Origin of the sequence: Mesorhizobium sp. B2-6-2 (assembly GCF_006440615.1) — a bacterium.
Taxonomy (GTDB): Bacteria; Pseudomonadota; Alphaproteobacteria; order Rhizobiales; family Rhizobiaceae; genus Mesorhizobium.
Window position 1 is genome coordinate 58,217 of sequence record NZ_VFUG01000003.1, and the last position, 25,745, is coordinate 83,961.

The window sequence follows — 25,745 nt, forward strand, 5'->3', positions numbered from 1 at the left end:
GACATTCATGCCCTGGAACGACAAGAGCGGTGGCGGCGGCCCATGGGGCGGCGGCGGCAATCAGGGGCCCTGGGGGCAGGGACCGAAAGGGCCAAGCGGCCCGCAGGGTTCGCCCCCCGATCTCGAGGACATCATCCGCCGCGGCCAGGACAGGCTGCGGCGTGCGCTTCCGGGCGGCGGCGGCGCCAGTCCGGCCGTGCTCGGGCTGATCGCGCTGGCCCTCATCGTGCTGTGGGCCTTCAAGGCGATCTATACCGTGCAGCCCGACGAGGTTGCCGTCGAACTGCGCTTCGGCCAGCCGAAGACCGAGCTTTCGCAGCCAGGCCTGCATTTCCACTGGTGGCCGATCGAAACGGTCGAGACCGCCAAGATCTCCGAGCAGCTCGTCAGCATCGGCGGCGGGTCGAGCAGCGGCTCCGGGCTGATGCTCTCCGGCGACCAGAACATCGTCAACGTGCAGTTCTCGGTGGCCTACCAGGTCTCCGATCCCAGAGCCTATCTGTTCGATGTTTCGGATCCCGACGGCATGCTGACCCAGGTCGCCGAGAGCGCCATGCGCGAAGTCGTCGGCCGGCGGCCGGCGCAGGACATCTTCCGCGACGACCGCCAGGGTATCGCAACCGGGGTGCGCGAGATCATCCAGGGCACGCTCGACGGCTACAAGACCGGTCTCCAGGTCAACGCAGTCTCGATCGAGGACGCGGCACCACCGCGTGAGGTGGCCGACGCGTTCGACGAGGTGCAGCGCGCCGAGCAGGACGAGGATAAGTTCGTCGAGCAGGCCAACCAGTATTCCAACCAGAAGCTCGGCCAGGCGCGCGGCCAGGCGGCTCAGGTCCGCGAGGACGCCGCCGCCTACAAGAATCGCGTCGTGCAGGAGGCGGAAGGCGAGGCGCAGCGCTTCATCTCCGTCTACGACGAATATGCCAAGGCGCCCGACGTCACGCGCAAGCGCCTCTACCTCGAAACCATGGAGAAGATCCTGAAGGACTCCAACAAGGTCGTCGTCGAGCAGGGCAACGGTCAGGGCGTGCTGCCTTACCTGCCGCTGCCGGCATTGCAGCCGAAAGCGCAGCCGGCGCCGGCCCCGCTGGGCGGCGTCACGACGGGAGGCAACCAGTGATGGCCAACCGTCTTCCCATCATCGCCGTCATTGCGGCTGTCCTTCTGTTCCTGCTCTATTCCTCGGTGTTCGTGGTCAATGCCGGCCAGCAGGCGATCGTGCTCAGGTTCGGCGAGATCATCGACGTCAAGAGCGAGCCCGGCATCTACTTCAAGGCGCCATTCGCCTTCTTCGATGCCGACAGCGTGCAGATGGTCGAGAAGCGGGTGATGCGCTTCGATCTCGACAACATCCGCGTCCAGGTCTCGGGCGGCAAGTTCTACGAGGTCGACGCCTTCATCGCCTATCGCATCTCGGATCCGCGCACGTTCCGCGCGGCGGTGTCCGGTCAGGTTGAACTGGCCGAGGCACGGCTGCGGACGCGTCTCGATGCGGCGCTTCGCCGTGTCTACGGCCTGCGCGACTTCGAGGCCGCGCTTTCGGAAGAGCGCGGCGTGATGATGCGCGAGGTGCGCGATCAGCTTCGCCCCGATGCGACCTCGCTCGGCCTCGACATCGAGGATGTGCGCATCCGCCGGACCGACCTGACGGCGGAGGTCTCGCAGCAGACCTATGACCGCATGAAGGCCGAGCGCCTGGCGGAAGCCGAGCGTCTGAGGGCGCGCGGCAACGAGGCGGCGCAGCGCATCAGGGCGCGGGCCGACCGCGAGGTCGTCGAGATCGTCGCCGAGGCGCAGAAGGAATCGGAAATCCTGCGCGGCGAGGGCGAGGCGCAGCGCAGCGCGACCTTCGCGGACGCCTACAAGCGCGATCCGGCCTTCTTCGATTTCTATCGCTCGATGAATGCCTACGGCACGGCGCTGGACAGCACCGGAACGACGATGGTGCTCTCGCCCGAATCCGAGTTCTTCCGCTACTTCCGCGATCCGGACAGCAAGCCTCAGCCCGGGCAGCCGGCCGCGCCCGCGACGCCGCCTGCCGCACCGGCCGCGCAACCCGGCACCGCCCAGTAGCGGCGGTGCAGGACTTTGTCGCGGCGATCGGGCTGGTCCTGGTGATAGAGGGCCTGGTCTATGGCGGGTTTCCGGGCCTTGCCCGGAAACTGGCGACGGAAATGCAGTCGATGCCCGAGAACGCGCTGCGGTTCGGAGGGCTGGCGGCAATCGCGGTTGGCGTCGCCATTGTGTGGCTGGTTCGCGGCTGATGAAATTCATTGGTGCCGCGGCGACGGACGATTTATCCTGAGAAGACGGGCATAGCCGCAAACGTGCCGTATTTCTTGCCAACATGAACCGGACAGGCGTCTTTGCGGAAAACGCCTGTCCTTTTCAGACACACCGGGAGGCCACGATGATATCCGACACCCTGTTGCGCGCGGCGCGGCGCATGGTCTTCGCCGGCGCCACCGCATTCGCGGTCGGCATTGTTGCCGTCCCGTCCTTCGTCACACCGACGATCGCCTCCGACGGGCCGCCCTCGGTCGCCGACCTCGCCGAGCGCCTGCTTGGCGCGGTGGTCAACATCTCGACCTCGCAGACGGTGAAAGGCACAGAAGGGCCAGGCGCGGTGCCGATGCCGCAGCTGCCCGAGGGCTCCCCGTTCCAGGACTTCTTCGACGATTTCTTCAAGAATCGCGGCGGCGACAAGGGCGGCGCCGGGCAGAAGGTGCAGTCGCTCGGCTCCGGCTTCGTCGTCGATGCCGAGCAGGGTATCGTGGTGACCAACAACCACGTCATCGCCGATGCCGACGATATCGAGGTCAATTTCTCCGACGGCATCACGCTGAAGGCGACGCTCGTCGGCACCGACACCAAGACCGATGTCGCTGTGCTGAAGGTCGATCCCAAGGGCCACAAGCTGACGGCGGTGAAATTCGGCGATTCCACCAAGATGCGTGTCGGCGACTGGGTGATGGCGATCGGCAATCCGTTCGGCCTGGGCGGCACGGTGACGGTCGGCATCGTCTCGGCGCGCAACCGTGACATCAATTCCGGCCCCTATGACGACTTCATCCAGACCGACGCCGCCATCAACCGCGGCAATTCCGGCGGCCCGCTGTTCAACGCCGAGGGCGAGGTCATCGGCATCAATACGGCGATCATCTCACCGTCGGGTGGCTCGATCGGCATCGGTTTCTCCATCCCCTCGCAGCTTGCCGCCGGCGTCGTCGACCAGCTTCGCCAGTATGGCGAGACGCGGCGCGGCTGGCTTGGCGTGCGCATCCAGCCGGTGACGGCGGACATCGCCGAAAGCCTCGGCATGGCGACCGCAAAGGGCGCGCTGGTGGCCGGTGTCATCAAGGGCGGGCCGGTCGACAACGGGTCGGTGCAGGCCGGCGACGTCATCATCAAATTCGACGGCAAGGATATCCATGAAATGCGCGACCTGCCGCGTGTTGTGGCCGAAAGCCCGGTCGGCAAGGCGGTCGACGTCGTCATCGTACGCAAGGGCGTCGAGCAGACCGTCAAGGTGACGCTCGGACGGCTGGAGGACGGCGAGAAGCTGGCCAGCGGCGAGAACGGCAACACCGACCAGGACAAGGGCGACAAGGCGACGCCTCCGGTATCGACGGCCTCGGTGCTCGGCATGACGGTCGGCGAGCTCAACGACCAGACACGGCAGAAGTTCGGCATCGCGGCGGATGTGTCGGGCGTGGTCATCACCGATGTCGCCAAGGATTCGGCGGCGGCCGAGCGCGGCATCCAACCCGGCGAGGTGATCACCGAGATCGCGCAGGAATCGGTCGGCACGCCCAAGGACGTCATGGACCGGATCGGCGCATTGAAGGAGCAGGGCCGCAAGAACGCGCTCTTGATGCTGGCGTCGAAGACCGGCGAACTGCGCTTCGTGACGATCCGGATGGATTGAGAGCGATGGAGACCGCGGCCGACTTCCTGCGCCGGCAAGCGGGCAACGCATCTGCCTGGGATTTTGCCAAGGTTCTAGACAGGGTCGCAGATGCGGCGCCACAGCCTGGCGACGAGCAGCCCTCCGAAAGCGATCAGCGCCGTCGCGCCCGCCAGTCCTCACGCGACAGCCTGTAGAGGACATGCCGCTTGAGATGCGGGTGGGTGTCCGGCACGGCGGGATGATCGAAATCGGCGCCCGCATCGGCTTGCATGCCGAGTCGCTTCATGACTGCGACCGAACGATGATTGTCGGCGACCGCGAACGATACGATTTCGTCGACGCCAAGCGTTTCGAAGCCGAAGGCGAGCCAGGCTTCAGCCGCTTCGGTGACATAGCCCTTGCCCCAGAATTCCGGCGCCAGCCGCCAGCCGATCTCGATCGTGCCGTCCGGTAGCGATGGCACATCATCCGTATCCAGGAGGCCGACGAAGCCGATGCATTCGCCGGTGGCCGCGATCTCGGCCGCGGCGAAGCCGTAGCCATCCTCATCGATCCAGGCGCGGAATTCGTCCATCTTGGCATCCGCGGTCGCACGGTCGCGGCGGAACGGGAAGAACTCCATCACGCGCTCGTCGGAGTTGACGCGGTGGAAAAGCTCGCGGTCGCGCTCCTCCCAGTTGCGCAGGATCAGGCGCTCGGTGCGGATCGGCTTCATTCGACGAACTCATCCCGGCGGTAGCCTTGGAGATAGAGCAGCGCGGTCAGATCGCCGTGATCGATGCGGATGCGGGCCTGCTCGGCCACCGTCGGCTTGGCGTGAAGCGCGATGCCGGTGCCGGCAAGACGGATCATATCGAGATCGTTGGCGCCGTCGCCGACCGCGATGGCATCCTCGGTCGTCAGCCCGAGCCGTGCCGCGATGTCGAGCAATGCTTCGGCCTTGGCGGCGCGGCCGAGGATCGGCTCGGCCACCATGCCGGTGAACGTGCCGTCTTTTTCGATCAGGCGGTTGGCGCGGTTTTCCTGGAAGCCCAGCATGGCGGCGATGCGGCTGGTGAAGACGTCGAAGCCGCCAGAGACCAGCGCCGTCCAGGCGCCATGGGCGCGCATCGTTTGCACCAAGGCGCGACCGCCGGAGGCGAGCGTCAGCCGGTTGGCGATGATGCGGTCGACCACGGCTGTGTCGAGGCCTTTCAGCAAGGCGACGCGCTCGCGCAAGGCGGGCTCGAAGGCGATCTCGCCATTCATCGAGCGCGCGGTGATCGCCGCCACATGGTCCTTGACGCCGATCTCGTCGGCTAGCTCGTCGATGCATTCCTGGTCGATCATGGTCGAATCCATATCGGCGAGCAGGATCTTCTTGCGCCTGCCTTCGGCTGGTTGGACGATGACGTCGACCGGCTCGGAAGCCAATGCTGCGCGCAGATTGGCGGTCATTTCGCCGATATCCGGCGTCTGCGGCAAAACGAGATCGCAGGCGACGTCCTCGGCCAGCCAATGAACGGCGCTTGCGCCGGCGGCCCGCAAGGCCATATTCGCAAGCGAGGCCGGCACGGCGCGGGCTTCTGGACGGGACACTAAAGTGGCGATCAGCGGCATTGAGAATTCCGGCAGGCAGGCGGGCGAAGGCCGCATCAAGAACGCGATCCTGATAGCCGGGCCGACAGCCAGCGGCAAGTCGGCGCTGGCGCTCGATCTCGCCGAGCGCCATGGCGGCGTCATCGTCAACACCGATTCCATGCAAGGCTATTCGGTGCTCGATGTCCTGACGGCGCGGCCGAGCGCCGCCGAAATGGCACGCGTTCCGCATTTCCTTTACGGCCATGTCCATCCCGCCACCGCCTATTCCACCGGCGCCTGGCTGCGCGACGTGACAAAGCTGATCGACGACGGCGTGCTGTCGGGCCGTCCGGTCGCTTTCGTCGGCGGCACCGGGCTCTACTTCCGCGCGCTGGCCGAAGGCATCTCGGATATGCCGGACATTCCGGCGTCAGTCCGCGACCGCTGGCGCTACGAGCTCAAGGAACAAGGGGCCGAAAGGCTGCATCGCCTGCTGATGCACGAGGATTCGGCTATGGCCATGCAACTCAGGCCGACCGACGGCCAGCGTATCGTGCGGGCACTCGAAGTGCTCGACGCTTCCGGGCGCTCGATCCTCGAATGGCAGGCGGTGCGCGGCCGGCCGCTGATCGATCGCGACAGCGCGCGCTTCTTGGTCATCGAGCCGGACCGCGAGCAACTGGTCCGGCGCATCGAGGCGCGTTTCGACCAGATGCTCGACAAGGGCGCTCTCGACGAAGTGCGTCGACTCACCGCGCTCGGCCTCGACCCGGACCTGCCGGCGATGAAAGCGATCGGCGTGCGGGAGCTGCAGGCGGCGATGGCCGGACAATCGGATTTTCCCGAAGCCATTGAGCGCGCCAAGATCGCGACCCGGCAATATGCCAAGCGTCAGTCGACCTGGTTCAGGCATCAGCTGGGCGCGGAGTGGCGCAGGCTGCGGCCGGGCGACGAACCGGCTGTTCAGGACTGACTAAAAGCTTTTTCAATCAGCGCCTTAAAATCCCCGGCTCTAATTCTCGCAAAGGTTGCTCGGGTTAACGGTCCGTAAGGTCGGCCATGCCATAACCTCGGGGCTACAGTGCGCGGGGAGTAGATGCGTTTCCATAAGGCGGAATCCGCATTTTTCGTCTTTATTTTCGTGATCCTGGCCGCGGGCCTGGTGACCTACCACGCCTATGGCCAATTGCAGGACATCGCCGCCGACCTCGACACCGCTTCGCGCGTCGACAGAATTGTCTATCTCAACAAACTGCTGTTCGTCACCGGGGCACTGCTGGCAACCGCGCTGTTCTTCGGCACCTTCTTCATCTACCCGCTGATCCGCGGTCAGGTACGGGAAGAGGGCAAGCTCAGGGCCATGACGGTTTCGCTCAGCGCCCGCTCGCAGACGCTCGAGCAGGCGGCGCTCACCGACAGTCTCACCGGAATGCAGAACCGCCGCTATTTCGATGACGCGCTGCGCGAATATCTGCACGAGTTTCGCCGCATCGACAGGCCGGTCGGGCTGATGATCCTCGATCTCGACCATTTCAAGCAGGTCAACGATACGCATGGCCATGACGTCGGCGACGAGGTGCTGAGGGCCGTCGCTACCTGCCTGCGGGGCATGACGCGCTATCACGACGTGGTGGCGCGGCTGGGCGGCGAGGAGTTTGCCGTCGTCACCCCCAACATGGATGTCGAATTGCTGGCCAGGTTCGCCGAGCGCATCCGCAAGGCGGTCGCCAACATGTCGATCATGTCGGGCAATGTGCGGCTGAAGGTCACCACCAGCGTCGGCCTTGCCGTCTGGGACCACAAGGAGAGCGCGGAGGATTTCTATCGCCGCGCCGACCGCCAGCTCTATGAGGCGAAGAAGCAAGGCCGCAACCGCGTCTGCGCCTAAAATCCCGCCACTAAATTCGTGAGGCTGGCCGTCTGAAGCTTCCTTCTGCGCTTCCGGTGCTCACGGACTTTATGTCCGCTCCGCTCCGGTTCTCGAAGGCAACTTCAGCCGACTCAGCCTGACGAATTTCCTGGCGGGATTTACCCCTGCTTTTCACGATCGCAGGCTTAATCGTTGAGCTGGCGCATGCCGAAGGTCGAGGGCTTCAGGCCGTAGCGAGTGTCGAAGTCGTCGTCCGGCTGCACGCGTGCGGCGGTGGCCGGCTTCTTGTAGTCCGGGTCGCCGGCCTGGCGGGAGGAATCCACAGCCTCGGCGAAGGCCATGGCCTGCTGCGGCTTCGGCACGTTGCGCAGCCGCTCGACGATCATGGCGAGATCGACGTCGTTGCCGTCCACGGAGGGCTCGATCTTCTCGCCCTTCGCGGTGCCCGGGATGAACTCCTGCGGCAGCTTCTCGAACTTCAGCCGCATGGTGGTCGCCACGCCTTCGCCGAAGGCGATGGCTTCGCGCTGCCCCATCGAGGAGAGGAACGCCAGGGTCGAGGCCGAGGAATCGGCGATCGCCGAGCGGATGATGGCCTGGTCCTGCTCGTTGGCAAGCCGCATGGCGAAGAAGGTCGAGCACTGCGACAGGATGGTCGGGTCGAGCTCGCCCGGACGCTGGGTGACGACGCCGAGATAGCAGCCGTATTTGCGGCCTTCCTTGGCGATGCGCGACAGCGCGTGTCTTGTCGGCGCGAAGCCGAGACGCGGATCGGCCGGCATGTAGCGATGGGCCTCCTCGCAAAGCAGCAGCAGCTTCAGCCGGCCCTCGCTCCACAGCGCCAGGTCGAAGGCCAGGCGTGCCAGCACCGAGCAGACCGAGTTGACGACTTCCGAAGGCATGCCCGCCATCTCGAAGCAGGTGACCGGGCGGCCATGGTTGGGGACGCGGAAAATGTTGCCGATCGTTTCGTGGATGGTGTCCTCGATCAGCCGCGAATTGAACATGAAGCGGTAGCGCGGATCAGCCGCCGCCGATTCGATGCGCGTTTTCAGCGACTTCAGGGTCGGGCGGTCGTTCTTGGCCTCAAGCATGCCCATGCGCTCGTCGATCTGCTTGATGAGATCGGCAATGCGATAAGGCACCGGCGTGTCCGCCGTCAGCGCGTCGCTGCCGCGCCTGACATAGGTGCCGGAATTCGGGTTGCGGTAAAGGTTCTTGGCGGCGGGGATCAGGTCGCGCAGGACATCCACTTCCTCGGGCACCGTCTCGCGGCCGCGAAACAGCACTTCGGCGAACTCCTCCAGCCTGAACATCCAGAACGGCAGGTCGAGCGTCTTGGAATCGACCTTCACGCAATATTCCGGCAGCGAGGCGGCGAACTCGTTATGCGGGTCGAGGATGAGCACGCGCAGATCCGGACGCGCTTCGATCGTCTTGCGCAACAGCAGCGAGACAGCTGTCGACTTGCCGACACCGGTGGTGCCCACGATGGCGAAATGACGCGCCAGCGTGTCGTCGATAGCAATGTTGGCATCGATCGATTCATCCTGCGACAGGGTACCGATGGTCACCGAATGGCGCCCGGCCAGATCGTAGACCGCCTGCAGGTCGCGGGTTCGGATGCGGTGAGCAATGGCGCCGATATGCGGGTAGGTGGTGATGCCACGGTCGAACACCGGCTTGGCGCCGGGGTCGACGCCGTCGCGCACCTCTCCGACCAGTTCGACGCTGACCTCGATCGGATTCTGCCCTTCGTGATTCCAGGCGCGATCCGATTTGCCGATGGCATAGACAAGGCCGACCGTTCGTGTCGATCCGAGATTGATTGAGATCATCTTACCGACGGTCCAAAGGCCGCTGATCGCGCCTTCGGTGTCTTCGGCATGGGCACTGATGGTGGCGCGCGCGCCGTCGCATTGCACGACATTGCCCAGAATCCGCTTGTCGTTCTGTTGGATGTTGCGGCGCTCCTGCGAAGTCGGTTCGCCAACGGAGGCTTCGCGTTCGACAAACATGGCTTACCCGATCCCATTCCCCTGGAGCCTCGACCCTACCCAATCGGGGTTAAAGTCAGGTGAGGTCGGATGGTGTAGGCAGCGTTAAGCCTGGCGCGACAATTCGATCAACTGGCCTCTTTCCAGGCCGAAAAAATCCGATATATTGGACGAATGGATGATATATCGAATGTTATTACCGCCACGATCGGCAGGCGGATACGCTCCGAAAGAACGGTGAGGGGCTGGTCGCTCGCCGAATTGGCTGAGCGCTCGGACGTTTCGAAGGCGATGCTGAGCGCCATCGAACGCGGCACGACCAGTCCGACCGCGGCGCTTCTGGTGCGCATCGCGGTGGCCTTCGGCATGACGCTGTCGACGCTGATCGCACGGGCCGAGATGCAAGGCGGCGGTATTTCGCGCCGGGACGAGCAGCCGATCTGGCAGGATCCGGCAACCAGGTACATCAGGCGGCATCTATCGCCGGCATCGCAGATGCCGCTGGAACTGGTCAGGGTCAGCCTTCCAGCCGGTGCCAAGGTCAGTCTGCCGGCGGCGTCCTACGCCTTCATCAAACAGCAGATATGGCTAATCGACGGAAGGCTGGATTTCACCGAGGGCGATGTGGTGCATCGGCTCGAGCCCGGCGACTGCCTGGCGCTGGGCGCGCCCTCGGATTGCGTCTTTCATGCTCCCGGACCGGATGTGGCGGAGTATCTCGTGGCGCTGGTCAGGGACTGACTCCGATGTCTCGCCGGCCAAGACGCTCGCACAATGGCGGGCCGCCGCTCGACGACTATGACGGCCCGCCCTGGGGCAAGGGCGATGCCTACATTTTCCTCGCCTGGCGCGCCGCCCACGACAAGGCTTGGAAGGCGCCAAGTCACGCCGTCATGCTGATGCGGCTGGAACGGGCCGAGCGGCTCGGTCTGACCTATGAGGAATATACGCTCGAGGTCCTGGAGCGTGGCCGCCATCTCAGCGAGGACGACGCCGACCGTATCGCCGAAATCCGGCGGGCGCGCCGACGCAAACGCATCAGCCATTTCGAATGACCTGTCCCCGATGTTTCGTCACCTGGAGAGCACCAGCATGAATTCCCTTGAAATCCGGGCGTTGCGCGACGATGCGGCGACCATTGCGATGCTCACCGATCTGTTGATCGAGACGGTCGCCGCCGGCGGATCGGTGAGCTTCATGCATCCATTGTCGGCGGAGGACGCGCGGGAATTCTGGCGCAAGTCGCTCGCCGCGGCTGCGCGCGGCGAAAGGGCGGTGCTGGGCCTATGGCAGGGCGAGGTGCTTGCCGGCACCGTCACGCTGTTGCTCGACTTCCCGCCCAACCAACCGCACCGCGCCGAGATCGCCAAGCTGATGACTGGCCGGAACCATCGCGGCAAAGGCATCGCGACCGCGCTGATGCGGGCAGCGGAGAACCTGGCCGTCGACAAAGGCCGTACGTTGCTGGTGCTGGACACGGCCAGCGAAGAGGGCGCGGCCGGGCTTTATGAGAAACTTGGTTTCACCTTGGCCGGTGAGATCCCCGATTTCGCGCTCAAGCCACAGGGCGGGCTCACCGGCACCCTTATCTACTGGAAACGGATCGGGGCAGCGGCCGACAGGCTATCCTGAAATCCTGGCGATACGCGACAGAAGCCAGCGGCGAAAATCCTGCTCGGCGCCGGAGAGCCGCGACGATGAGGGTCTCGTCAGGAAATGGCCCGACGGGCTCGAAAGCTCGAAATCCGAAAGCCTGACCAGAACCTTGTCCTTGAGGGCCGCGTCGATCAGTGGCCGCGAGCCGAGCAGCGCCCCGGCGCCGACCTTCGCGGCTTCCAACGCGGCGACGAAACTGTCGAAGCGATGCGAGCGCCGGGAATGGCCGGCAAGCCCCGCGGCGGCAAACCATTCCGCCCACATTTCGCGCGCGCCGGCCACCAGGAGAAGCGGCAACGACGTCCACTCGCCACCTCGGGCAAGCGGCGGAGCCGCGACCGGGACAAGCCGCTCGACGGTCAGCCGGTCGGCCTCACGCCCGGGAAAGGATCCATTGCCGAAGCGTATGTCGAGCGCCGAGCCCGGCTGGTCGTAGTCGGTCGGCCGATGGATGGTCACCAGATCGAGCCGGATCTGCGGCAGCACCTTTGCCAGATCCGGAAGAGCCGGGACCAGCACCAGCATCGCGAAGGAGATGGGGACGCGGATGCTGACGATCTGCACGGCACGCGGCTCGAACAGCTCGTTCGTGCTGTTGCCGATGGTCGCGAACGCCGACTGGATGTGCGGGAGATAGGCTGCGCCTTCCGGCGACAATGCCACGCCGCGCGCCAGGCGCGCAAACAATCGCGTCTTGAGCCGCTCCTCCAGAAAACGGATGTGCTGGCTGACGGCGGCTTGGGTGAGCCCGAGCTCGGCGGCCGCGGCGGTGAAGTTCGACAGGCGGGCGGCAGCCTCGAAACTGCGCAGCCAGTCGAGCGGAGGAATCGCATCGAAAGTTCTTCCAGCCATCAGAAGTTTAGCGCCAATGCCCGCAAAACAATAATTGGATTTATGCCTTGGATGAAGCCAGCATGCAATCCGTGCCCCTAGTGGCGGGTAAAGGATGGGAGCTTTCGGGATATGTTGAGGACGGTAACGCTAGCCGACGACGGACGAGTGATCGAGCTTGGCTGGAAAGACGGAACGGTGAGCCGGTTTCATGCCATATGGCTGCGCGACAACGCGCTGGACGACAAGACGCGCAGCGCCGGCAACGGACAGCGGCTGATCACCATCCTCGATATTCCGGCTGAGACGCGGATCGGCGCGGCTGAGATCAAGGGCGAGCTGCTCGAAGTCACGTTCGTTCCCGATGACAAGACCGTCGGCTTTCCCGCCGGCTGGCTGCGCAGCCATGCCTATGATCGCCAGCAGGCGCGCGAGCCTGGCTGGACGGCAAGCGATATAGAGCGCTGGACGAAAGCCACGATGCAGAATTCCGTGCCGCGCGCGGCCTATGCGGAGGCCAGCCGCGACAGCGATGTCCTGCGGCAGTGGCTGGCCGCGGTCCGCAGCTTGGGCTTTGCCGTGATGGACGGCCTGCCTGCCGAATCCGGCGCGCTGTGCAAGGTGGTCGACCTTTTCGGCTATATAAGGGAGACCAATTACGGGCGCTGGTTCGAGGTGCGCGCCGAGGTCAATCCGAACAATCTCGCCTACACCAATCTCGGTTTGCAGGCGCATACCGACAATCCCTATCGCGATCCGGTGCCGACGCTGCAGATCCTGGCCTGCATCGAGAACACGGTGGAAGGCGGCGAATCCAGCGTCGTGGACGGGTTCGCGGTGGCTGCCGCACTTGAGTCGGAAAACCCGGACGGCTTCCGGCTGCTTTCTTCCTATCCGGCGCGTTTCGAATATGCCGGCTCGTCGGGTGTGCGGCTCCAGTCCAAGCGGCCGATGATCGAGCTCGGGCCCGATGGCGAGCTCATCTGCATCCGCTTCAACAACCGCTCGCTGGCCCCGACCGTCGATGTGCCCTTCGCTGAGATGGACAAATATTATGCGGCCTATCGCCGGTTCGCCGAGCTGATCGAGGATCCTGCCTTCGAGGTCACGTTCAAGCTCGAGGCGGGGCAATCCTTTATCGTCGACAACACCCGCGTCATGCATGCGCGCAAGGCGTTTTCCGGCAGCGGCAAGCGCTGGCTGCAGGGCTGCTACGCCGACAAGGACGGCCTGCTGTCGACGCTTGCCGCGATCGAGCATGGTTTCAAGGAGGCGGCGGAATGAAGCCGAACGAATTGAACGCAGGCAACATCGTCGAGTTCATCGCCGATATTTTCGAGCGTCGCGGCGCCGAATCCTATCTCGGCGAGCCGGTCACCATGTCGGAGCATATGCTGCAGGGCGCGTGGCTGGCCGAGCAGGACGGCGCGCCGGAGGAGCTTGTGGCGGCGGCGCTGCTGCACGACATCGGCCACTACACCAGCGAGTTCGGCACCTATTCGCCCGACGACGTGGAAGACAAGCATCATGACGAGGCGGGCGGCGAGGTGCTGGCGCCGTTCTTCCCGCCGGTCATCGTCGAATGCGTCAGGCTGCATGTCTCTGCCAAACGCTATCTCTGCGCCACCGATCCGGCCTATTTCAGCAAGCTGTCACCTGCCTCGGTGCATACGCTGTCGCTGCAGGGCGGGCCGATGAGCGCGGAGGAGGTGGCTGAGTTCCGCTGCAATCCCTTCCACGACGAAGCGGTGCGCGTGCGCATCTGGGACGAGGGCGGCAAAGTCGCCAACATGAAGACGCGGGCCTTTCGCGACTACGTGCCGTTGCTCGAGCGGGTGGTGAAGAAGTTCGCGGCTGAAAACGCGGCCTAGATGGCAGAAGCCCGGTCGGCCGGCTTTCTGCCATCCGCGAGAGCGCCCTGGGTCAGCTCTTGTGGTAGACCTCCTGCAGCCCGTAGACGGGCGTCGGCAGGCCAACTTGGCGCGCCTTCAGCTGCAGCGACAGATACTGCGAATAGTGGCGCGACTGGTGCAGGTTGCCGCCGTGGAACCAGAGCGCTTCTTGCTGCGTCGGCTTCCACATGTTGCGCTGCTCGCCTTCCCACGGTCCGGGATCCTTGACGGTGGCGGAGCCGAGGCCCCAGACCTTGCCGACCTTGTCCGCCACCTCCTGCGAGATGAGGTCGGCGGCCCAGCCGTTCATCGAGCCGTAGCCGGTGGCATAGATCACCAAGTCAGCCGGCAATTCGGTGCCGTCGACGAATTTGACGCCGGCTTCGGTGAGTTCCTGCACCGCCGCGCCCGGTCCGCTCTTCAATTTGATCGAGCCGTCGATGACGAGGTCGCAGGCGCCGACATCGATATAATAGCCGGAGCCACGGCGCAGATATTTCATGAACAGGCCCGAGCCGTCGTCGCCCCAGTCGAGCATGAAGCCAGCCTTTTCCAGGTCGTCGTAGAATTTTGCGTCGCGCTCCCTCATCTGCCGGTAAAGCGGGATCTGGAACTCATGCAGGATGCGGTAGGGCAACGAAGCGAAGATCATGTCGGCCTTGCCCGTCGTCATGCCGTTCTCCACTGCCTGCTCGGAGTAGAGCGCGCCAAGACCGATATCCATCAGCGTGTCGGACTTGACGATGTGGGTCGACGAGCGCTGCACCATGGTCACGTCGGCGCCGCCTTCCCACAGCGCCGCGCAGATGTCGTGGGCCGAGTTGTTGGAGCCGATGACCACCACCTTCTTGCCGCGGTATTTGTCCGGTCCGGGATGGGTCGAGGAGTGCTGTTGCTCGCCCTTGAAGATGTCCTGGCCTTTGTATTTCGGCCAGTTCGCCTTGCCCGACATGCCGGTCGCCAGCACCAGTTGCTTCGGCTTGAGCACGATCTCCTTGCCGCCGCGCTCGACGACGATCGTCCATTCCTTGGCCTTCTCGTCGTATTTGGCGGATTTGGCGGTGGTGGAAGACCAATAGTTCAGCTCCATCACCTTGGTGTACATTTCCAGCCAGTCGCCGATCTTGTCCTTCGGCGCGAAGACCGGCCAGTTCTTCGGGAAGTCGATATAGGGCAGGTGATCGTACCAGACCGGGTCATGCAGGCAGAGCGACTTGTAGCGTTTGCGCCAGGAGTCGCCCGGACGCTCGTTCTTCTCGACGATGATGGCCGGCACGCCGAGCTGCTTCAGCCGGGCGCCGAGCGCGATACCGCCCTGGCCGCCGCCGATGATAACGACATAGGGTTGCTTGGTGTGGCCGAGCTCGGCGATCTCGTCGTCGCGCTCCTCACGCCACGTCTTGCGGCCCTTGCCGTGGCCGTGCTTGGCGCCGAGAGGGCGGGTGAAGCCCGCTTTCTCCTCATGGCCCTTGAGCTCCGCCATGGTGGTGAGCAGGGTCCAGATCAGGTCGCCCTTGAACCGCACGAGGCCAAAGCCGCGCGCAACGCTCGTCTCGAAGGTGATCCAGGCGGTGGTGACGCCGCCGTCCTCGCTCGCTTCCTCGCCCTTGGCCACCGCCCATCCGGTCGGCCTGGTGCTGGCCAGCGTCGCCTGCAGCATGTCGCGGATCTGGTCCTGGCCCTCCATCGTCTTCAGGTTCCAGGTGAAGGTGACGAGGTCGCGCCAGTAGCAATCGGCCTGGAAGCAGTTGACGGCGCTGTCGATGTCGCCGGCTTCCAGCGCCTTGCCGAACTTGTCGAGCAGCGCCTGCGCCTTGGTGGTGGGTGTTCTCTCGAGCATTTGTTCTCCTCCACTTTGCTAGAATCCGGCATGAGCAACAAGCAGCCTGCCAACCGCGACGCTCATGAGCGATTGCAATGAAATCAATCTGTTAGGACGATATGGGCTTCGATCGGCCGTGCCGGGTCGAGTCGATGGGTACCGATGCAGCGCAGCCAGGATTGAACTATGACATCGTCGCGAGACGATCGCACGCCGGACAGGACCTGCTCGATCTCGCGTATGTGCTCGCCAGCCATGCGTCCTCCTCGCACGTCTTTTGCCAGCGTATAGTGGTGCGTCGGAGAGGCACGCTCAACTGTACTATGGTAGCTGTGGGGTGGTAGCGCGCAGGCGCCATCTCTCACAGGCGAGTGAATTCGCGCTGGACCCCATTGACGAGCCCGCGTTTTGGCCCTTATTGTCCGCGCCCATGAAAACGGCACTCATTCTCGTAGGCTGGCGCGTGGGCAAGGCGGTGTAACCGCCGGGCGAAAACCTCCCATGCGCATCACACAGGCTCCCTCGGGGGCCTTTTTTATTGCCTTGAACACGACTAAACGACCAGCAAATCGCCAGGCGGCGAACATTACGGGACCAGACCGATGAGCAACGGACAGAACGAGCGGCGCGAAATGACCGGCGCCGAAATGGTGGTGCAGGCGCTGAAGGACAACGGCGTCAAGCATGTGTTCGGCTATCCGGGCGGCGCCGTGCTTCCGATCTACGACGAGATTTTCCAGCAGGACGACGTCGAGCACATTCTGGTGCGGCACGAGCAGGGCGCCGGCCATGCGGCCGAAGGCTATGCGCGCTCGACCGGCAAGGCCGGCGTCATGCTGGTGACGTCGGGCCCGGGCGCCACCAACGCGGTGACGCCGTTGCAGGACGCGCTGATGGATTCGATCCCGCTGGTCTGCCTGACTGGCCAGGTGCCGACCTCGCTGATCGGTTCCGATGCCTTCCAGGAATGCGACACGGTCGGCATCACGCGACCCTGCACCAAGCACAATTGGCTGGTGAAGGACGTCAACGAGCTCGCCGCCACCATCCATGAGGCGTTCCATGTCGCGACGACCGGCCGACCCGGCCCGGTCGTGGTCGATATTCCGAAGGACGTGCAGTTCGCCAAGGGCATCTACGTGCCGCCGCAGACGGCGCCGCGCACCAGCTATCAGCCGAAGGTCCAGGGCGACCTGGAAAAGGTGAAGGCCGCCGTCGAGCTGATGGTGGGCGCGAAGAGGCCGATCATCTATTCGGGCGGCGGCGTGATCAACTCCGGCGCGGAAGCCAGCCATCTGCTGCGCGAGCTGGTCGATCTCACCGGCTTTCCGATCACTTCGACGCTGATGGGGCTGGGCGCCTATCCGGCTTCCGGCAAGAACTGGGTCGGGATGCTCGGCATGCACGGCACCTACGAAGCCAATATGGCCATGCATGACTGCGACGTGATGATCTGTATCGGCGCGCGCTTCGATGACCGCATCACCGGCCGGCTCAACGCATTCTCGCCGAACTCGAAGAAGATCCACATCGATATCGACCCGTCGTCGATCAACAAAAACGTTCACACCGAGGTGCCGATCATCGGCGATGTCGGCCGGGTGCTCGAAGACATGGTGCGGCTGTGGCGGGCGACCGCCAAGGTCGACAAGAAGGCGCTCTATCCGTGGTGGGAGCAGATCGCGAAATGGCGGGCGCGGGATTCGCTCGCCTACAAGATGAACAACGACGTGATCATGCCGCAATATGCGATCCAGCGGCTCTACGAACTGACCAAAGATAAGGACACCTACATCACCACCGAGGTCGGCCAGCACCAGATGTGGGCGGCGCAGCACTATCATTTCGACAAGCCGAACCGCTGGATGACGTCGGGCGGCCTCGGCACGATGGGCTACGGCCTGCCGGCGGCGCTCGGCGTGCAGATCGCGCATCCCGACGCGCTGGTCATCGACATCGCCGGCGACGCTTCGGTGCAGATGACCATGCAGGAGATGAGCTCGGCGGTGCAGTATGAAGCGCCGATCAAGATCTTCATCCTCAACAACCAGTATATGGGCATGGTGCGCCAATGGCAGCAGCTGCTGCACGGCAACCGGCTGTCGCATTCCTATACCGAGGCGATGCCGGACTTCGTCAAGCTGGCGGAAGCCTATGGCGGCCACGGCATTCGCTGCGACAAGCCGGACGAGCTCGACGACGCGATCCGCGAGATGATCTCGGTCAAGAAGCCGGTGCTGTTCGACTGCCGCGTGGCGACCTTGGCCAACTGCTTTCCGATGATCCCGTCGGGCAAGGCGCATAATGAGATGCTCCTGCCCGACGAGGCGACCGACGAGGCGGTGGCCAACGCCATCGACGCCAAGGGCAGGGAACTGGTTTAGAGCATGATGCCGAAAAGTGAGAAGCGGTTTTCGGGCAACATCATGCTCCATCCATAACACCAGCCATCAAGGCGGGGCTGTCGCGAGAAAGCCGTGCGCAAACAGAGAATTAGCTCAAAAGTCTGAAATCGAGATTCACGTCATGAACGCACAGCACCTTCAACCGACCGGCTCCGCCTACTTCATCGCCAAGGAAACCGAGAAGCCGGAAACGCACACGCTTTCCGTGCTGGTCGACAACGAGCCGGGCGTGCTTGCCCGCGTCATCGGCCTGTTTTCTGGTCGCGGCTACAACATCGAGAGCCTTACCGTTTCCGAGACCGAGCATGAGAAGCATCTGTCGCGCATCACCATCGTGACGCGCGGCACGCCGCATGTGATGGAGCAGATCAAGCATCAGCTCGAGCGCATCGTGCCGGTGCACAGGGTGGTCGACCTGACCGTGCGCTCGCATGAGCTTGGGCAGGAGCGGCCGCTGGAACGCGAGCTCGCGCTGGTCAAGGTCGCCGGCACCGGTGACGCCCGGGTCGAGGCGCTGAGGCTCGCCGACGCGTTCCGCGCCAGCGTGATCGACGCCAACACCGAGCATTTCATCTTCGAGATCACCGGCAAGGGGTCCAAGCTCGACCAGTTCATCGCCATCATGAAGCCGCTTGGCCTGGTCGAGATCTGCCGCACCGGCGTCGCCGCGATGAACCGCGGTCCACAGGGAATGTGAACAGGACGACCGTCCTGTTTTCAAGCTTTGGCCCGGCGGTTGCCCGGTTCTGGCTTTTGCGCATTCGCTAAAGGACAGTAAGGCTGACATATCCGGGAGGATAACATGTCGCTCGACACATTCCTTGCGCTATTGGTCTATGCTTTCGTGACTTCGATCACGCCGGGGCCGAACAACCTCATGCTGCTGGCTTCCGGCGTCAATTTCGGTATCGCCAGGACGGTTCCGCACATGCTGGGCATCAGCATCGGCTTCCTGATCCTGCTGCTGGCCGTCGGCTTTGGGCTCGGCGCGGTGCTGACGGCGTTCCCTGCGCTGCATACGGCGCTGAAGATCGCCGGCGCCGCCTACCTGCTCTACCTCGCCTGGAAGATCGCCATGTCGCGCTCGATAAGCGACGGAAAAGGGGCGCAGGGCCGGCCGATGCGCTTCATCGACGCCGCCGCATTCCAGTGGGTCAACCCCAAGGCCTGGGTGATGGCGATCACCGCGATGGCCGTCTACGCCAATGCCGATCACCCGTTCGTCTCGGTGGCGCTCATCTCGATCGCCTTCACCATCGTCAACCTGCCCAGCGTTTCGGTATGGGCCGGCTTCGGCACGGCGCTGCGCGGCTTCCTGTCGGACCCGGTGCGGCTGAAATGGTTCAATATCGCCATGGGCGTGCTCTTGGCGGCGACTCTGTGGCCGATGCTCGGCTGAGGCATTTTGCGCTGATGGGAGTATCCGCGGCGGCAAGTTAGCCGGCTGCTTAGCTATTGTGCAGTGCACATTAAATCTTCGTAATGCCCCGTTTTGGCCCTTTTCGGCCAAAGCCTTGTCCTATCTACTCCACGAAAATCGCGGCACGAGGTCGTGAAGCGAGCTAGAATGGACCACCGGGATCGGCGTGTCGGGTAGAAGGCTTATTTGTCGATGCGCGGAAAAATTGCCTTTGCAGTTGTTGCGGTCGCCTGCCTGGCGGGCGCCGGGCTCTATCTTTCGCCCACGACGTTGGCCAAGGTCGAGCAGCTGATTTCGGGCAAGCAGTCAAGCACGGCCACCGCGGACAAGACGTCGAGCGGCGATAAAGCGGCCGGTGCCCCGGACAACGCAAAAGGCGACAATGCGAAGGGCAGTGGTCCGCGTTCGGCCTCGATCGTCTCCGCCACCGCGACGACGGCCGATTTTCCGATCCGCCGCTATGCCATCGGCTTCGTCTCGTCACCGGAGGTGGTCAATATCAATGCCCGAGTTTCCAGCCAGATCGTCTCGATTGCGGTCAAGGATGGGCAGATGGTCAAGGCCGGCGATCTGCTCATTTCGCTCGATGACCGCGCACTGAAGGCGCAGCTCGCCAAGGATCAGGCGCAGCTCGCCAAGGACCAGGCGATGCTGGTGAGCGCCCAGGCCGATCTGCAGCGCGCCAAGGACCTCGTCGCCAAGCAGGCCGGCACGCAGCAGACCTACGATCAGGCGCTGGCGGCGCAGAAGGCCGCGGCCGCCACCATCGACGCCGACAAGGCGACCATCGATGCCGACACCGTGCAATTGAGCTATGCAGCGATTACGGCGCCGATCTCGGGCCGGCTCGGCGCGGTCAACGTCTCGGTCGGCGATCTCGTCACCACTAGCAACGGCAACTCGAGCAGCTCGACGCCGCTGGTCACCATCACGCAGATGGACCCGCTGCAGGTGAACTTCACGCTGCCCGAGAGCAACCTTGCCCTGCTGCACAAGGCGCTCTCCGATCCACAGCAAGGCGACGTGACGCTGACCAAGACCGGCGATCCCAGACCGATCGGCAAGGGCACGCTCGATTTCGTCGATTCCAGCGTCGATACGGCCTCCGGCACCATCGCCACGCGGGCGAGCATACCGAATGCGGATCTTTCGCTGTGGCCTGGGCAGTATGTGAACGTGGTGCTCGAGGCCGGCATGATGCCGCAGATGACCTCGGTTCCGACGGTCGCGGTCCAGCCCAGCCAGAAGGGGCCGTTCGTCTATGTCGTCAAGCCGGACAACACCGTCGAGATGCGGCCGGTGCAGGTGGCGCTGACGGAAGGCCAAAACAGCGCCATCAGCGATGGTCTCAAGAGTGGCGAGAAGGTCGTCGTCGAAGGCCAGACGCGGTTGAAAAATGGCGCGGCCGTGCATGAAGGCAAAGCCGCGGCCGGATCCGGCGGTCAGGCATCGCCCAAGGTTGCGGAGGCCGACAAGGCGGGCGGGGCGAGCCAATGATCTCCGAATTCTGCATCCGCAAGCCTGTCGCCACCCTTTTGATGTCGTTCGCCCTCATTCTGGGCGGTATTTTTGCCTACAAGTTCCTGCCGGTGGCGGCGCTGCCCAGCGCCGAATTCCCGGTGGTCAACGTTTCGGCCAGCCTTCCCGGTGCTTCGCCGGAGACGATGGCGACATCGGTGGCGACGCCGCTGATCAAGCAATTCGCGACGATCGCCGGCATCGATTCGATCTCGACCACCAATTCGCTCGGCCAGACCTCGATCGCCATCCAGTTCGTGCTCAACCGCGACATCGATGCCGCGGCCGCGGACGTCCAGGCGGCGATCGCGCGCACGCAAAGATCGCTGCCGCCGGAAATGACCTCGCCGCCAAGCTATCGCAAGGTCAATCCGGCCGACGCGCCGATCCTCCTGATGTCGCTGGTCAGCGACACCGTCCCGCTGACCGATCTCGACGCCTTCGCCGAGAACGTCATCTCTCCGTCGCTGTCGACCATCGACGGCGTGGCCCAGGTCTCGATCTTCGGCCAGCAGAAATACGCCGTGCGCATCCAGATCGATCCGACCGCGCTCGCCGCGCGCGGCATCTCGATCGATCAGCTGCAGGCCGCGATAACCTCGGCCAACAGCAACACCCCGCTCGGTGTTTTGCAGAACAACAAGCAGCAGCTGACGATTACCGCCAACACGCAGCTTACCGACGCCGCAGGCTTCTCCAACCTCATCATCGCCACCAAGAACGGCCGTCCGGTGCGGCTGGGCGACGTGACGCGCGTCGTCGATTCCGTGCAGACCACGACGACGGCGAGCTGGTATGACGGCACGCGCGCGATCATCATGGCCGTGCAGCGCCAGCCCGACGCCAACACCGTCGATGTCGTCGACAAGGTCAAGACGATGCTGCCGTCCTTCCAGGACCAGATGCCGGCCGCCGCCCAGATCAAGCTGCTCAATGACCGCTCGACATCGATCCGTCAGGCCGTCGACGACGTTCAGTTCACGCTGCTCCTGACCATCGCCCTGGTGGTGCTGGTGATCTTCGTGTTCCTGCGCCGGGTGACGGCGACGATCATCCCGGCGGTGGCGGTGCCGATCTCGCTGATCGCCACGCTTGGCGCGATGTTCCTGTTTGGCTTCTCGATCGACAACATCTCGCTGATGGGATTGACTTTGGCCGTCGGTCTTGTCGTCGACGACGCCATCGTCATGCTGGAAAACATCTTCCGCCATATGGAAGAGGACGGGCTGTCCGCCTTCGACGCTTCGTTGAAGGGGGCGCGCGAAATCGGCTTCACCATCATCTCGATCTCGATCTCGCTGGTGGCGGTGTTCATTCCGGTGCTTCTGATGGGCGGCGTCATCGGCCGCATCTTCAACGAATTCGCCGTCGTGGTGACCGTCGCCATCCTGGCCTCGATGTTCGTGTCGCTGACGCTGACGCCGATGCTCTGCTCGCGTCTGTTGTCGGTGACCAAGGCCGATCGCGAAAAGCATGCCCCCGGTCATGAGCCGGACCTCATCACGCGCGGCTACGACCGGATCCTGGGCTTCTGCCTGCGAAACACTTTCCTGGTGTTCCTCGTCTTCATCGCGACCGCCGCGGCGTCGGTGTGGGTGATCCAGGTCTCCCCGAAGGGCTTCTTTCCGCAGGAGGATATCGGCCAAATATCGGTGAGCACGATCGCGCGCCAGGACATCTCGTTCGACGCCATGGCGAAGCTGCAAGGGCAGGTGGCCAGCGTGTTTTCGAAGTCGCCCTATGTCGACCATGTGGCCTGGTCGGCGGGCAGCGGCGACAACGCGCTCAACCAGGGCCAGCTCTTCGTCCAGCTCAAGGGCAAGGACCAGCGACCCAACATCGAGAAAGTGCTCTCCGATCTGAGACGCCAGCTGGCGGGCGTGGCGGGCATCGAGACCTATATGCAGCCCGTGCAGAACCTGCGGCTCGGCTCGCGGTCGTCGGCCAGCGCCTATCAGCTCGTGGTGCAGGGGCTCGACACCGGCCAGACGGATATCTGGGCGCAGAAGCTGAACGACGCGATGGCCGCGGACCATACGAAATTCACCGATGTCACCAGCGACCTGCAGAACAACGCATCGCAGGCCTCGCTGGTGATCGACCGCGACAAGGCCGCCCAGCTCGGCATCGACACCAACACGCTGCGTTCCGCCCTCTATGGCGGCTTCGGCACCGACCAGGTTTCGACGATCTTCGGTTCGGCCGACAGCTACGAGGTCATCACCGAGCTCGATCCCAAGATCGAGTGGTCGCCCGAGCGGATGCTCGCCATCCAGATGCGCACGGCGAGCGGCAGCCTTGTGCCTCTCGGCGCCTTCGCCCACGTCGATCGCACGGCCGGCGCGCTGACGATCAATCAGCTCGGCCAGCTTCCGGCGGTGACGATCTCCTACAACCTGCCGCAGGGCGTCTCGCTCGGCGACACGGTGACCCGCATCGACCAGCTCAAAGAACAGATCGGCATGCCGAAGGAGATCTCGACGAGCTTTGCCGGCACGGCCAAGACCTTCCAGGATTCGCTTGCCAATCAGGGGCTGCTGATCGGCGGTGCGATCCTGACGATCTATATCGTGCTCGGCATGCTCTATGAGAGCTTCATCCACCCGCTCACCATCCTCACCGGCCTGCCGTCGGCGGTGCTGGGCGCCGTGGTGGCGCTGCGCTTCGCCGGCATGGATCTGTCGGTGATCGCGGTGATCGGCATCCTGATGCTGATCGGCATCGTCAAGAAGAACGGCATCATGATGGTCGACGTCGCGCTGGAGCTCAGGCGGCAAGGCATGTCGGCAAGGGACTCCATCCACAAAGCCTGCCTGATGCGCTTCCGGCCGATCATGATGACGACGCTGGCCGCGTTGATGGGCACGTTCCCGATCGCGCTCGGCACCGGCGCCAGCGCCGAATTGCGCCAGCCGCTCGGCGTCGCGGTGGTCGGCGGCCTGCTCGCCTCGCAGGCGCTGACGCTGTTCGTCACGCCGGTGATCTACGTCTATTTCGAGAATCTCTCGGGCTGGCTGCTCGGCTTCTCGTCGAAGAAGAGCCGGCCGGCGCTGCATGTGGTGGAAAGCGGCGAGCAACGCTCGCTGTTCGATGGCGAACCCGAGCCGCAGAAGACAGCAGCCGAGTAGATCGCTCCGACTGGCCCAAGCCGTGGCGCTTGCCGCCGGCCGCAGCCGATCCTAGTCTGTGGCCATGGCCCATGATCATGACCACGACAACGAGCTCGATCCGTTCGCGGCGCGCGTGCGCGCGCTGGAGACGATCCTGACCCAAAAGGGCCTGATCGATCCGGCGGCCATCGACGTCATCGTCGACACCTATGAGACGAAGATCGGCCCGCGCAACGGGGCGCGGGTGGTGGCGAAGGCCTGGAACGATCCTGACTATGCCGAGTGGCTCAAGCGCGACGCGACGGCGGCGGTCGCCTCGCTGGGCTACACCGGCCGCCAGGGCGAGCACATGCAGGCCGTGTTCAACACCGAGGAGACGCACAATCTCGTCGTTTGCACGCTCTGCTCCTGCTATCCGTGGTCGGTGCTCGGCCTGCCGCCGGTGTGGTACAAGGCGCCGCCTTACCGCTCGCGGGCGGTCATCGATCCGCGCGGCGTGCTGGAGGAGTTCGGACTGACACTGCCGGCGGAGAAGAAAATCCGCGTCTGGGATTCCACCGCCGAGCTTCGCTACCTGGTGGTGCCGATGCGTCCCAAGGGGACCGAGGGCTGGTGCGAAGAGCAGCTCGCCGGACTGGTCAGCCGCGACGCGATGATCGGCACCGCGCTTGCAAAAGAGCCGGAAGGGGAACCGGCATGAACGGACCGCAGGATCTCGGCGGGCAGATGGGCTTCGGGTCGGTCGCGCCCGAGACGGACGAGCCCTATTTCCACGCGGAGTGGGAGCGGCGGGCGCTGGGTGTGACGCTGACGGCCGGTGCCATGGGCGCCTGGAACATTGACGAAAGCCGGCACGCGCGGGAATCGCTGCATCCGGCCGATTATTATTCGTCGAGCTACTATCAGATTTGGATCAAGGCGCTGGAAACGCTCCTGAAACGCCACGGCTTCATCACCGAGCGCGACCTTGCCGCCGGCAAGGCCGTGGATGCGGCCACGACGCCGAAGAGAGTGCTGAAAGCGGCGGATGTGCCGGCGGTGCTCGCCAAGGGCGGACCTTGCAACCGGCCGGTCGCCACGCCGGCGCGTTTTCAGCCGGGCGATCGGGTGCGCACAAAGATTTTCAACCCGGCCGGCCATACGCGCCTGCCGCGTTATGCGCGCGGTAAGCACGGCAGGATCGAGGCGGTGCGCGACGGCTTCGTCTTCCCCGACAGCAATGCGCATGGCAAGGGCGAGAGCCCGCAATGGGTCTATACCGTGGTGTTCGACGGGGCCGAAATCTGGGGCGAGGGCGCCGATCCGACGCTCAGCATCTCGATCGATGCCTGGGAGAGCTATCTTGAGCCGGCATGAAGGTGCGTTGCCGGCTGGTTTCGATGAGCCGGTCTTTGCCGAGCCGTGGCAGGCCGAAGCCTTCGCCCTGACCGTTGCGCTGCACGGCAAGGGCCTGTTCTCGTGGAGCGAATGGGCGGAGGCCCTGTCCGCCGAGGTGAAGAAGCCTGGCGCGGCGAGCGACGGGCATGACTACTACGAGCATTGGCTGGCGGCGCTGGAGAAGCTTTTGTCGCGAAAAGGGGTCGCCGGCAAGGGCGAGGTGGACGAGCTCGCCGCCGCCTGGGAACGCGCCGCGCATGCGACCCCGCATGGCAAGCCGATCCTGTTGGAGAATGATCCAGGCGCAGTCCGATAGATCGTCTTTGTTCTCTTTACGTTCCGGTTGGCGCCTGATAGCCTGAGTTGACGAGGCT

At 64.2% G+C, this 25,745-nt stretch carries 25 protein-coding genes; 19 read left to right on the forward strand and 6 right to left on the reverse strand.

Annotated elements, in window-relative coordinates; genetic code table 11:
- Positions 1–7 precede the first annotated feature (7 nt).
- The 4 genes from hflK (at position 8) to FJ419_RS08370 (ending at position 3,931) form a co-directional block, all read left to right on the forward strand.
- Entirely contained in the window at positions 8–1,123 is a 1,116-nt protein-coding gene (gene hflK, locus FJ419_RS08355; protein ID WP_140689587.1) for an FtsH protease activity modulator HflK, read from the forward strand.
- On the forward strand, positions 1,123–2,076 hold the full coding sequence (locus FJ419_RS08360; protein WP_140689589.1) for a protease modulator HflC: 954 nt from the start codon (positions 1,123–1,125) through the stop codon (positions 2,074–2,076). Before hflK ends, FJ419_RS08360 begins: the two co-directional genes overlap by 1 nt.
- 5 nt (positions 2,077–2,081) lie before the next feature.
- Entirely contained in the window at positions 2,082–2,267 is a 186-nt protein-coding gene (locus FJ419_RS08365; RefSeq protein ID WP_140689591.1) for a DUF2065 domain-containing protein, read from the forward strand.
- A gap of 146 nt (positions 2,268–2,413) precedes the next feature.
- Positions 2,414–3,931, forward strand: a complete 1,518-nt coding sequence (locus FJ419_RS08370) for a DegQ family serine endoprotease (protein WP_140689593.1) — start codon at positions 2,414–2,416, stop codon at positions 3,929–3,931.
- 133 nt (positions 3,932–4,064) lie between these two features.
- On the opposite strand, the gene FJ419_RS08375 is transcribed toward FJ419_RS08370, so the two are convergent.
- Both FJ419_RS08375 and serB read right to left on the reverse strand, forming a co-directional pair.
- Complete coding sequence (locus tag FJ419_RS08375; RefSeq protein WP_140689595.1) at positions 4,065–4,628, reverse strand: GNAT family N-acetyltransferase; 564 nt, start codon at positions 4,626–4,628, stop codon at positions 4,065–4,067.
- Positions 4,625–5,512, reverse strand: a complete 888-nt coding sequence (serB, locus tag FJ419_RS08380; protein WP_140689597.1) for a phosphoserine phosphatase SerB — start codon at positions 5,510–5,512, stop codon at positions 4,625–4,627. The genes FJ419_RS08375 and serB overlap by 4 nt, the downstream gene beginning before the upstream one ends.
- Between serB and miaA the strand changes: the two genes are divergently transcribed.
- Entirely contained in the window at positions 5,502–6,446 is a 945-nt protein-coding gene (miaA, locus tag FJ419_RS08385) for a tRNA (adenosine(37)-N6)-dimethylallyltransferase MiaA (RefSeq protein ID WP_140691036.1), read from the forward strand. The two genes, serB and miaA, sit on opposite strands and share 11 nt — an antisense overlap.
- 123 nt (positions 6,447–6,569) lie before the next feature.
- Positions 6,570–7,361, forward strand: a complete 792-nt coding sequence (locus FJ419_RS08390) for a GGDEF domain-containing protein (RefSeq protein WP_140689599.1) — start codon at positions 6,570–6,572, stop codon at positions 7,359–7,361.
- A gap of 167 nt (positions 7,362–7,528) precedes the next feature.
- Here FJ419_RS08390 and FJ419_RS08395 read toward each other — a convergent pair whose 3' ends face one another.
- The gene (locus FJ419_RS08395; protein WP_140689601.1) at positions 7,529–9,361 is read right to left on the reverse strand and encodes an ATP-binding protein; all 1,833 of its coding nucleotides are present in this window, start codon (positions 9,359–9,361) and stop codon (positions 7,529–7,531) included.
- A 153-nt stretch (positions 9,362–9,514) separates the two neighbouring features.
- Between FJ419_RS08395 and FJ419_RS08400 the strand changes: the two genes are divergently transcribed.
- The 3 genes from FJ419_RS08400 to FJ419_RS08410 are packed head-to-tail and all read left to right on the forward strand — an operon-like array spanning position 9,515 to position 10,972.
- On the forward strand, positions 9,515–10,081 hold the full coding sequence (locus FJ419_RS08400) for an XRE family transcriptional regulator (RefSeq protein ID WP_140689608.1): 567 nt from the start codon (positions 9,515–9,517) through the stop codon (positions 10,079–10,081).
- A 5-nt stretch (positions 10,082–10,086) separates the two neighbouring features.
- Complete coding sequence (locus FJ419_RS08405) at positions 10,087–10,395, forward strand: hypothetical protein (protein WP_140689615.1); 309 nt, start codon at positions 10,087–10,089, stop codon at positions 10,393–10,395.
- A 37-nt stretch (positions 10,396–10,432) separates the two neighbouring features.
- Positions 10,433–10,972 carry a GNAT family N-acetyltransferase gene (locus FJ419_RS08410; RefSeq protein ID WP_140689622.1) on the forward strand — a complete coding sequence of 180 codons (540 nt, stop codon included), beginning with the start codon at positions 10,433–10,435 and terminating at the stop codon, positions 10,970–10,972.
- Here FJ419_RS08410 and FJ419_RS08415 read toward each other — a convergent pair.
- Entirely contained in the window at positions 10,964–11,848 is an 885-nt protein-coding gene (locus tag FJ419_RS08415; RefSeq protein WP_140689629.1) for a LysR family transcriptional regulator, read from the reverse strand. The genes FJ419_RS08410 and FJ419_RS08415 overlap by 9 nt on opposite strands.
- Before the next feature lie 111 nt (positions 11,849–11,959).
- Here FJ419_RS08415 and FJ419_RS08420 point away from each other — a divergent pair, with 111 nt between their 5' ends.
- The gene (locus tag FJ419_RS08420; RefSeq protein WP_140689636.1) at positions 11,960–13,111 is read left to right on the forward strand and encodes a gamma-butyrobetaine dioxygenase; all 1,152 of its coding nucleotides are present in this window, start codon (positions 11,960–11,962) and stop codon (positions 13,109–13,111) included.
- The gene (locus tag FJ419_RS08425; RefSeq protein WP_140689641.1) at positions 13,108–13,698 is read left to right on the forward strand and encodes an HD domain-containing protein; all 591 of its coding nucleotides are present in this window, start codon (positions 13,108–13,110) and stop codon (positions 13,696–13,698) included. Before FJ419_RS08420 ends, FJ419_RS08425 begins: the two co-directional genes overlap by 4 nt.
- A 52-nt stretch (positions 13,699–13,750) precedes the next feature.
- Here FJ419_RS08425 and FJ419_RS08430 read toward each other — a convergent pair whose 3' ends face one another.
- Positions 13,751–15,559: an NAD(P)/FAD-dependent oxidoreductase gene (locus tag FJ419_RS08430; RefSeq protein WP_140689643.1), complete on the reverse strand. Its 1,809-nt coding sequence runs from the start codon at positions 15,557–15,559 to the stop codon at positions 13,751–13,753.
- An 83-nt stretch (positions 15,560–15,642) separates the two neighbouring features.
- A complete protein-coding gene (locus FJ419_RS30725) occupies positions 15,643–15,798 on the reverse strand; it encodes a hypothetical protein (protein ID WP_181170647.1) in 156 nt (51 codons plus the stop codon).
- 345 nt (positions 15,799–16,143) lie between these two features.
- Between FJ419_RS30725 and FJ419_RS08435 the strand changes: the two genes are divergently transcribed.
- From FJ419_RS08435 to FJ419_RS08470, 8 genes are all read left to right on the forward strand, one after another.
- Entirely contained in the window at positions 16,144–17,925 is a 1,782-nt protein-coding gene (locus FJ419_RS08435; protein ID WP_140689645.1) for an acetolactate synthase 3 large subunit, read from the forward strand.
- Between the two features lie 142 nt (positions 17,926–18,067).
- Positions 18,068–18,643 (forward strand): acetolactate synthase small subunit, encoded by a 576-nt coding sequence (gene ilvN / locus FJ419_RS08440; protein ID WP_027169049.1) that lies wholly within the window; start codon positions 18,068–18,070, stop codon positions 18,641–18,643.
- A 105-nt stretch (positions 18,644–18,748) separates the two neighbouring features.
- A complete protein-coding gene (locus FJ419_RS08445; RefSeq protein ID WP_140689648.1) occupies positions 18,749–19,345 on the forward strand; it encodes a LysE family translocator in 597 nt (198 codons plus the stop codon).
- A gap of 213 nt (positions 19,346–19,558) precedes the next feature.
- Positions 19,559–20,863: an efflux RND transporter periplasmic adaptor subunit gene (locus FJ419_RS08450; protein WP_140689651.1), complete on the forward strand. Its 1,305-nt coding sequence runs from the start codon at positions 19,559–19,561 to the stop codon at positions 20,861–20,863.
- Positions 20,860–24,012, forward strand: a complete 3,153-nt coding sequence (locus tag FJ419_RS08455; RefSeq protein ID WP_140689653.1) for an efflux RND transporter permease subunit — start codon at positions 20,860–20,862, stop codon at positions 24,010–24,012. The genes FJ419_RS08450 and FJ419_RS08455 overlap by 4 nt, the downstream gene beginning before the upstream one ends.
- Before the next feature lie 64 nt (positions 24,013–24,076).
- On the forward strand, positions 24,077–24,694 hold the full coding sequence (gene nthA, locus FJ419_RS08460; protein WP_140689655.1) for a nitrile hydratase subunit alpha: 618 nt from the start codon (positions 24,077–24,079) through the stop codon (positions 24,692–24,694).
- On the forward strand, positions 24,691–25,350 hold the full coding sequence (nthB, locus tag FJ419_RS08465; RefSeq protein ID WP_140689658.1) for a nitrile hydratase subunit beta: 660 nt from the start codon (positions 24,691–24,693) through the stop codon (positions 25,348–25,350). Before nthA ends, nthB begins: the two co-directional genes overlap by 4 nt.
- Positions 25,337–25,687, forward strand: coding sequence for a nitrile hydratase accessory protein (locus FJ419_RS08470; RefSeq protein ID WP_140689660.1), 351 nt, complete (start codon positions 25,337–25,339; stop codon positions 25,685–25,687). Before nthB ends, FJ419_RS08470 begins: the two co-directional genes overlap by 14 nt.
- Positions 25,688–25,745 lie beyond the last annotated feature (58 nt).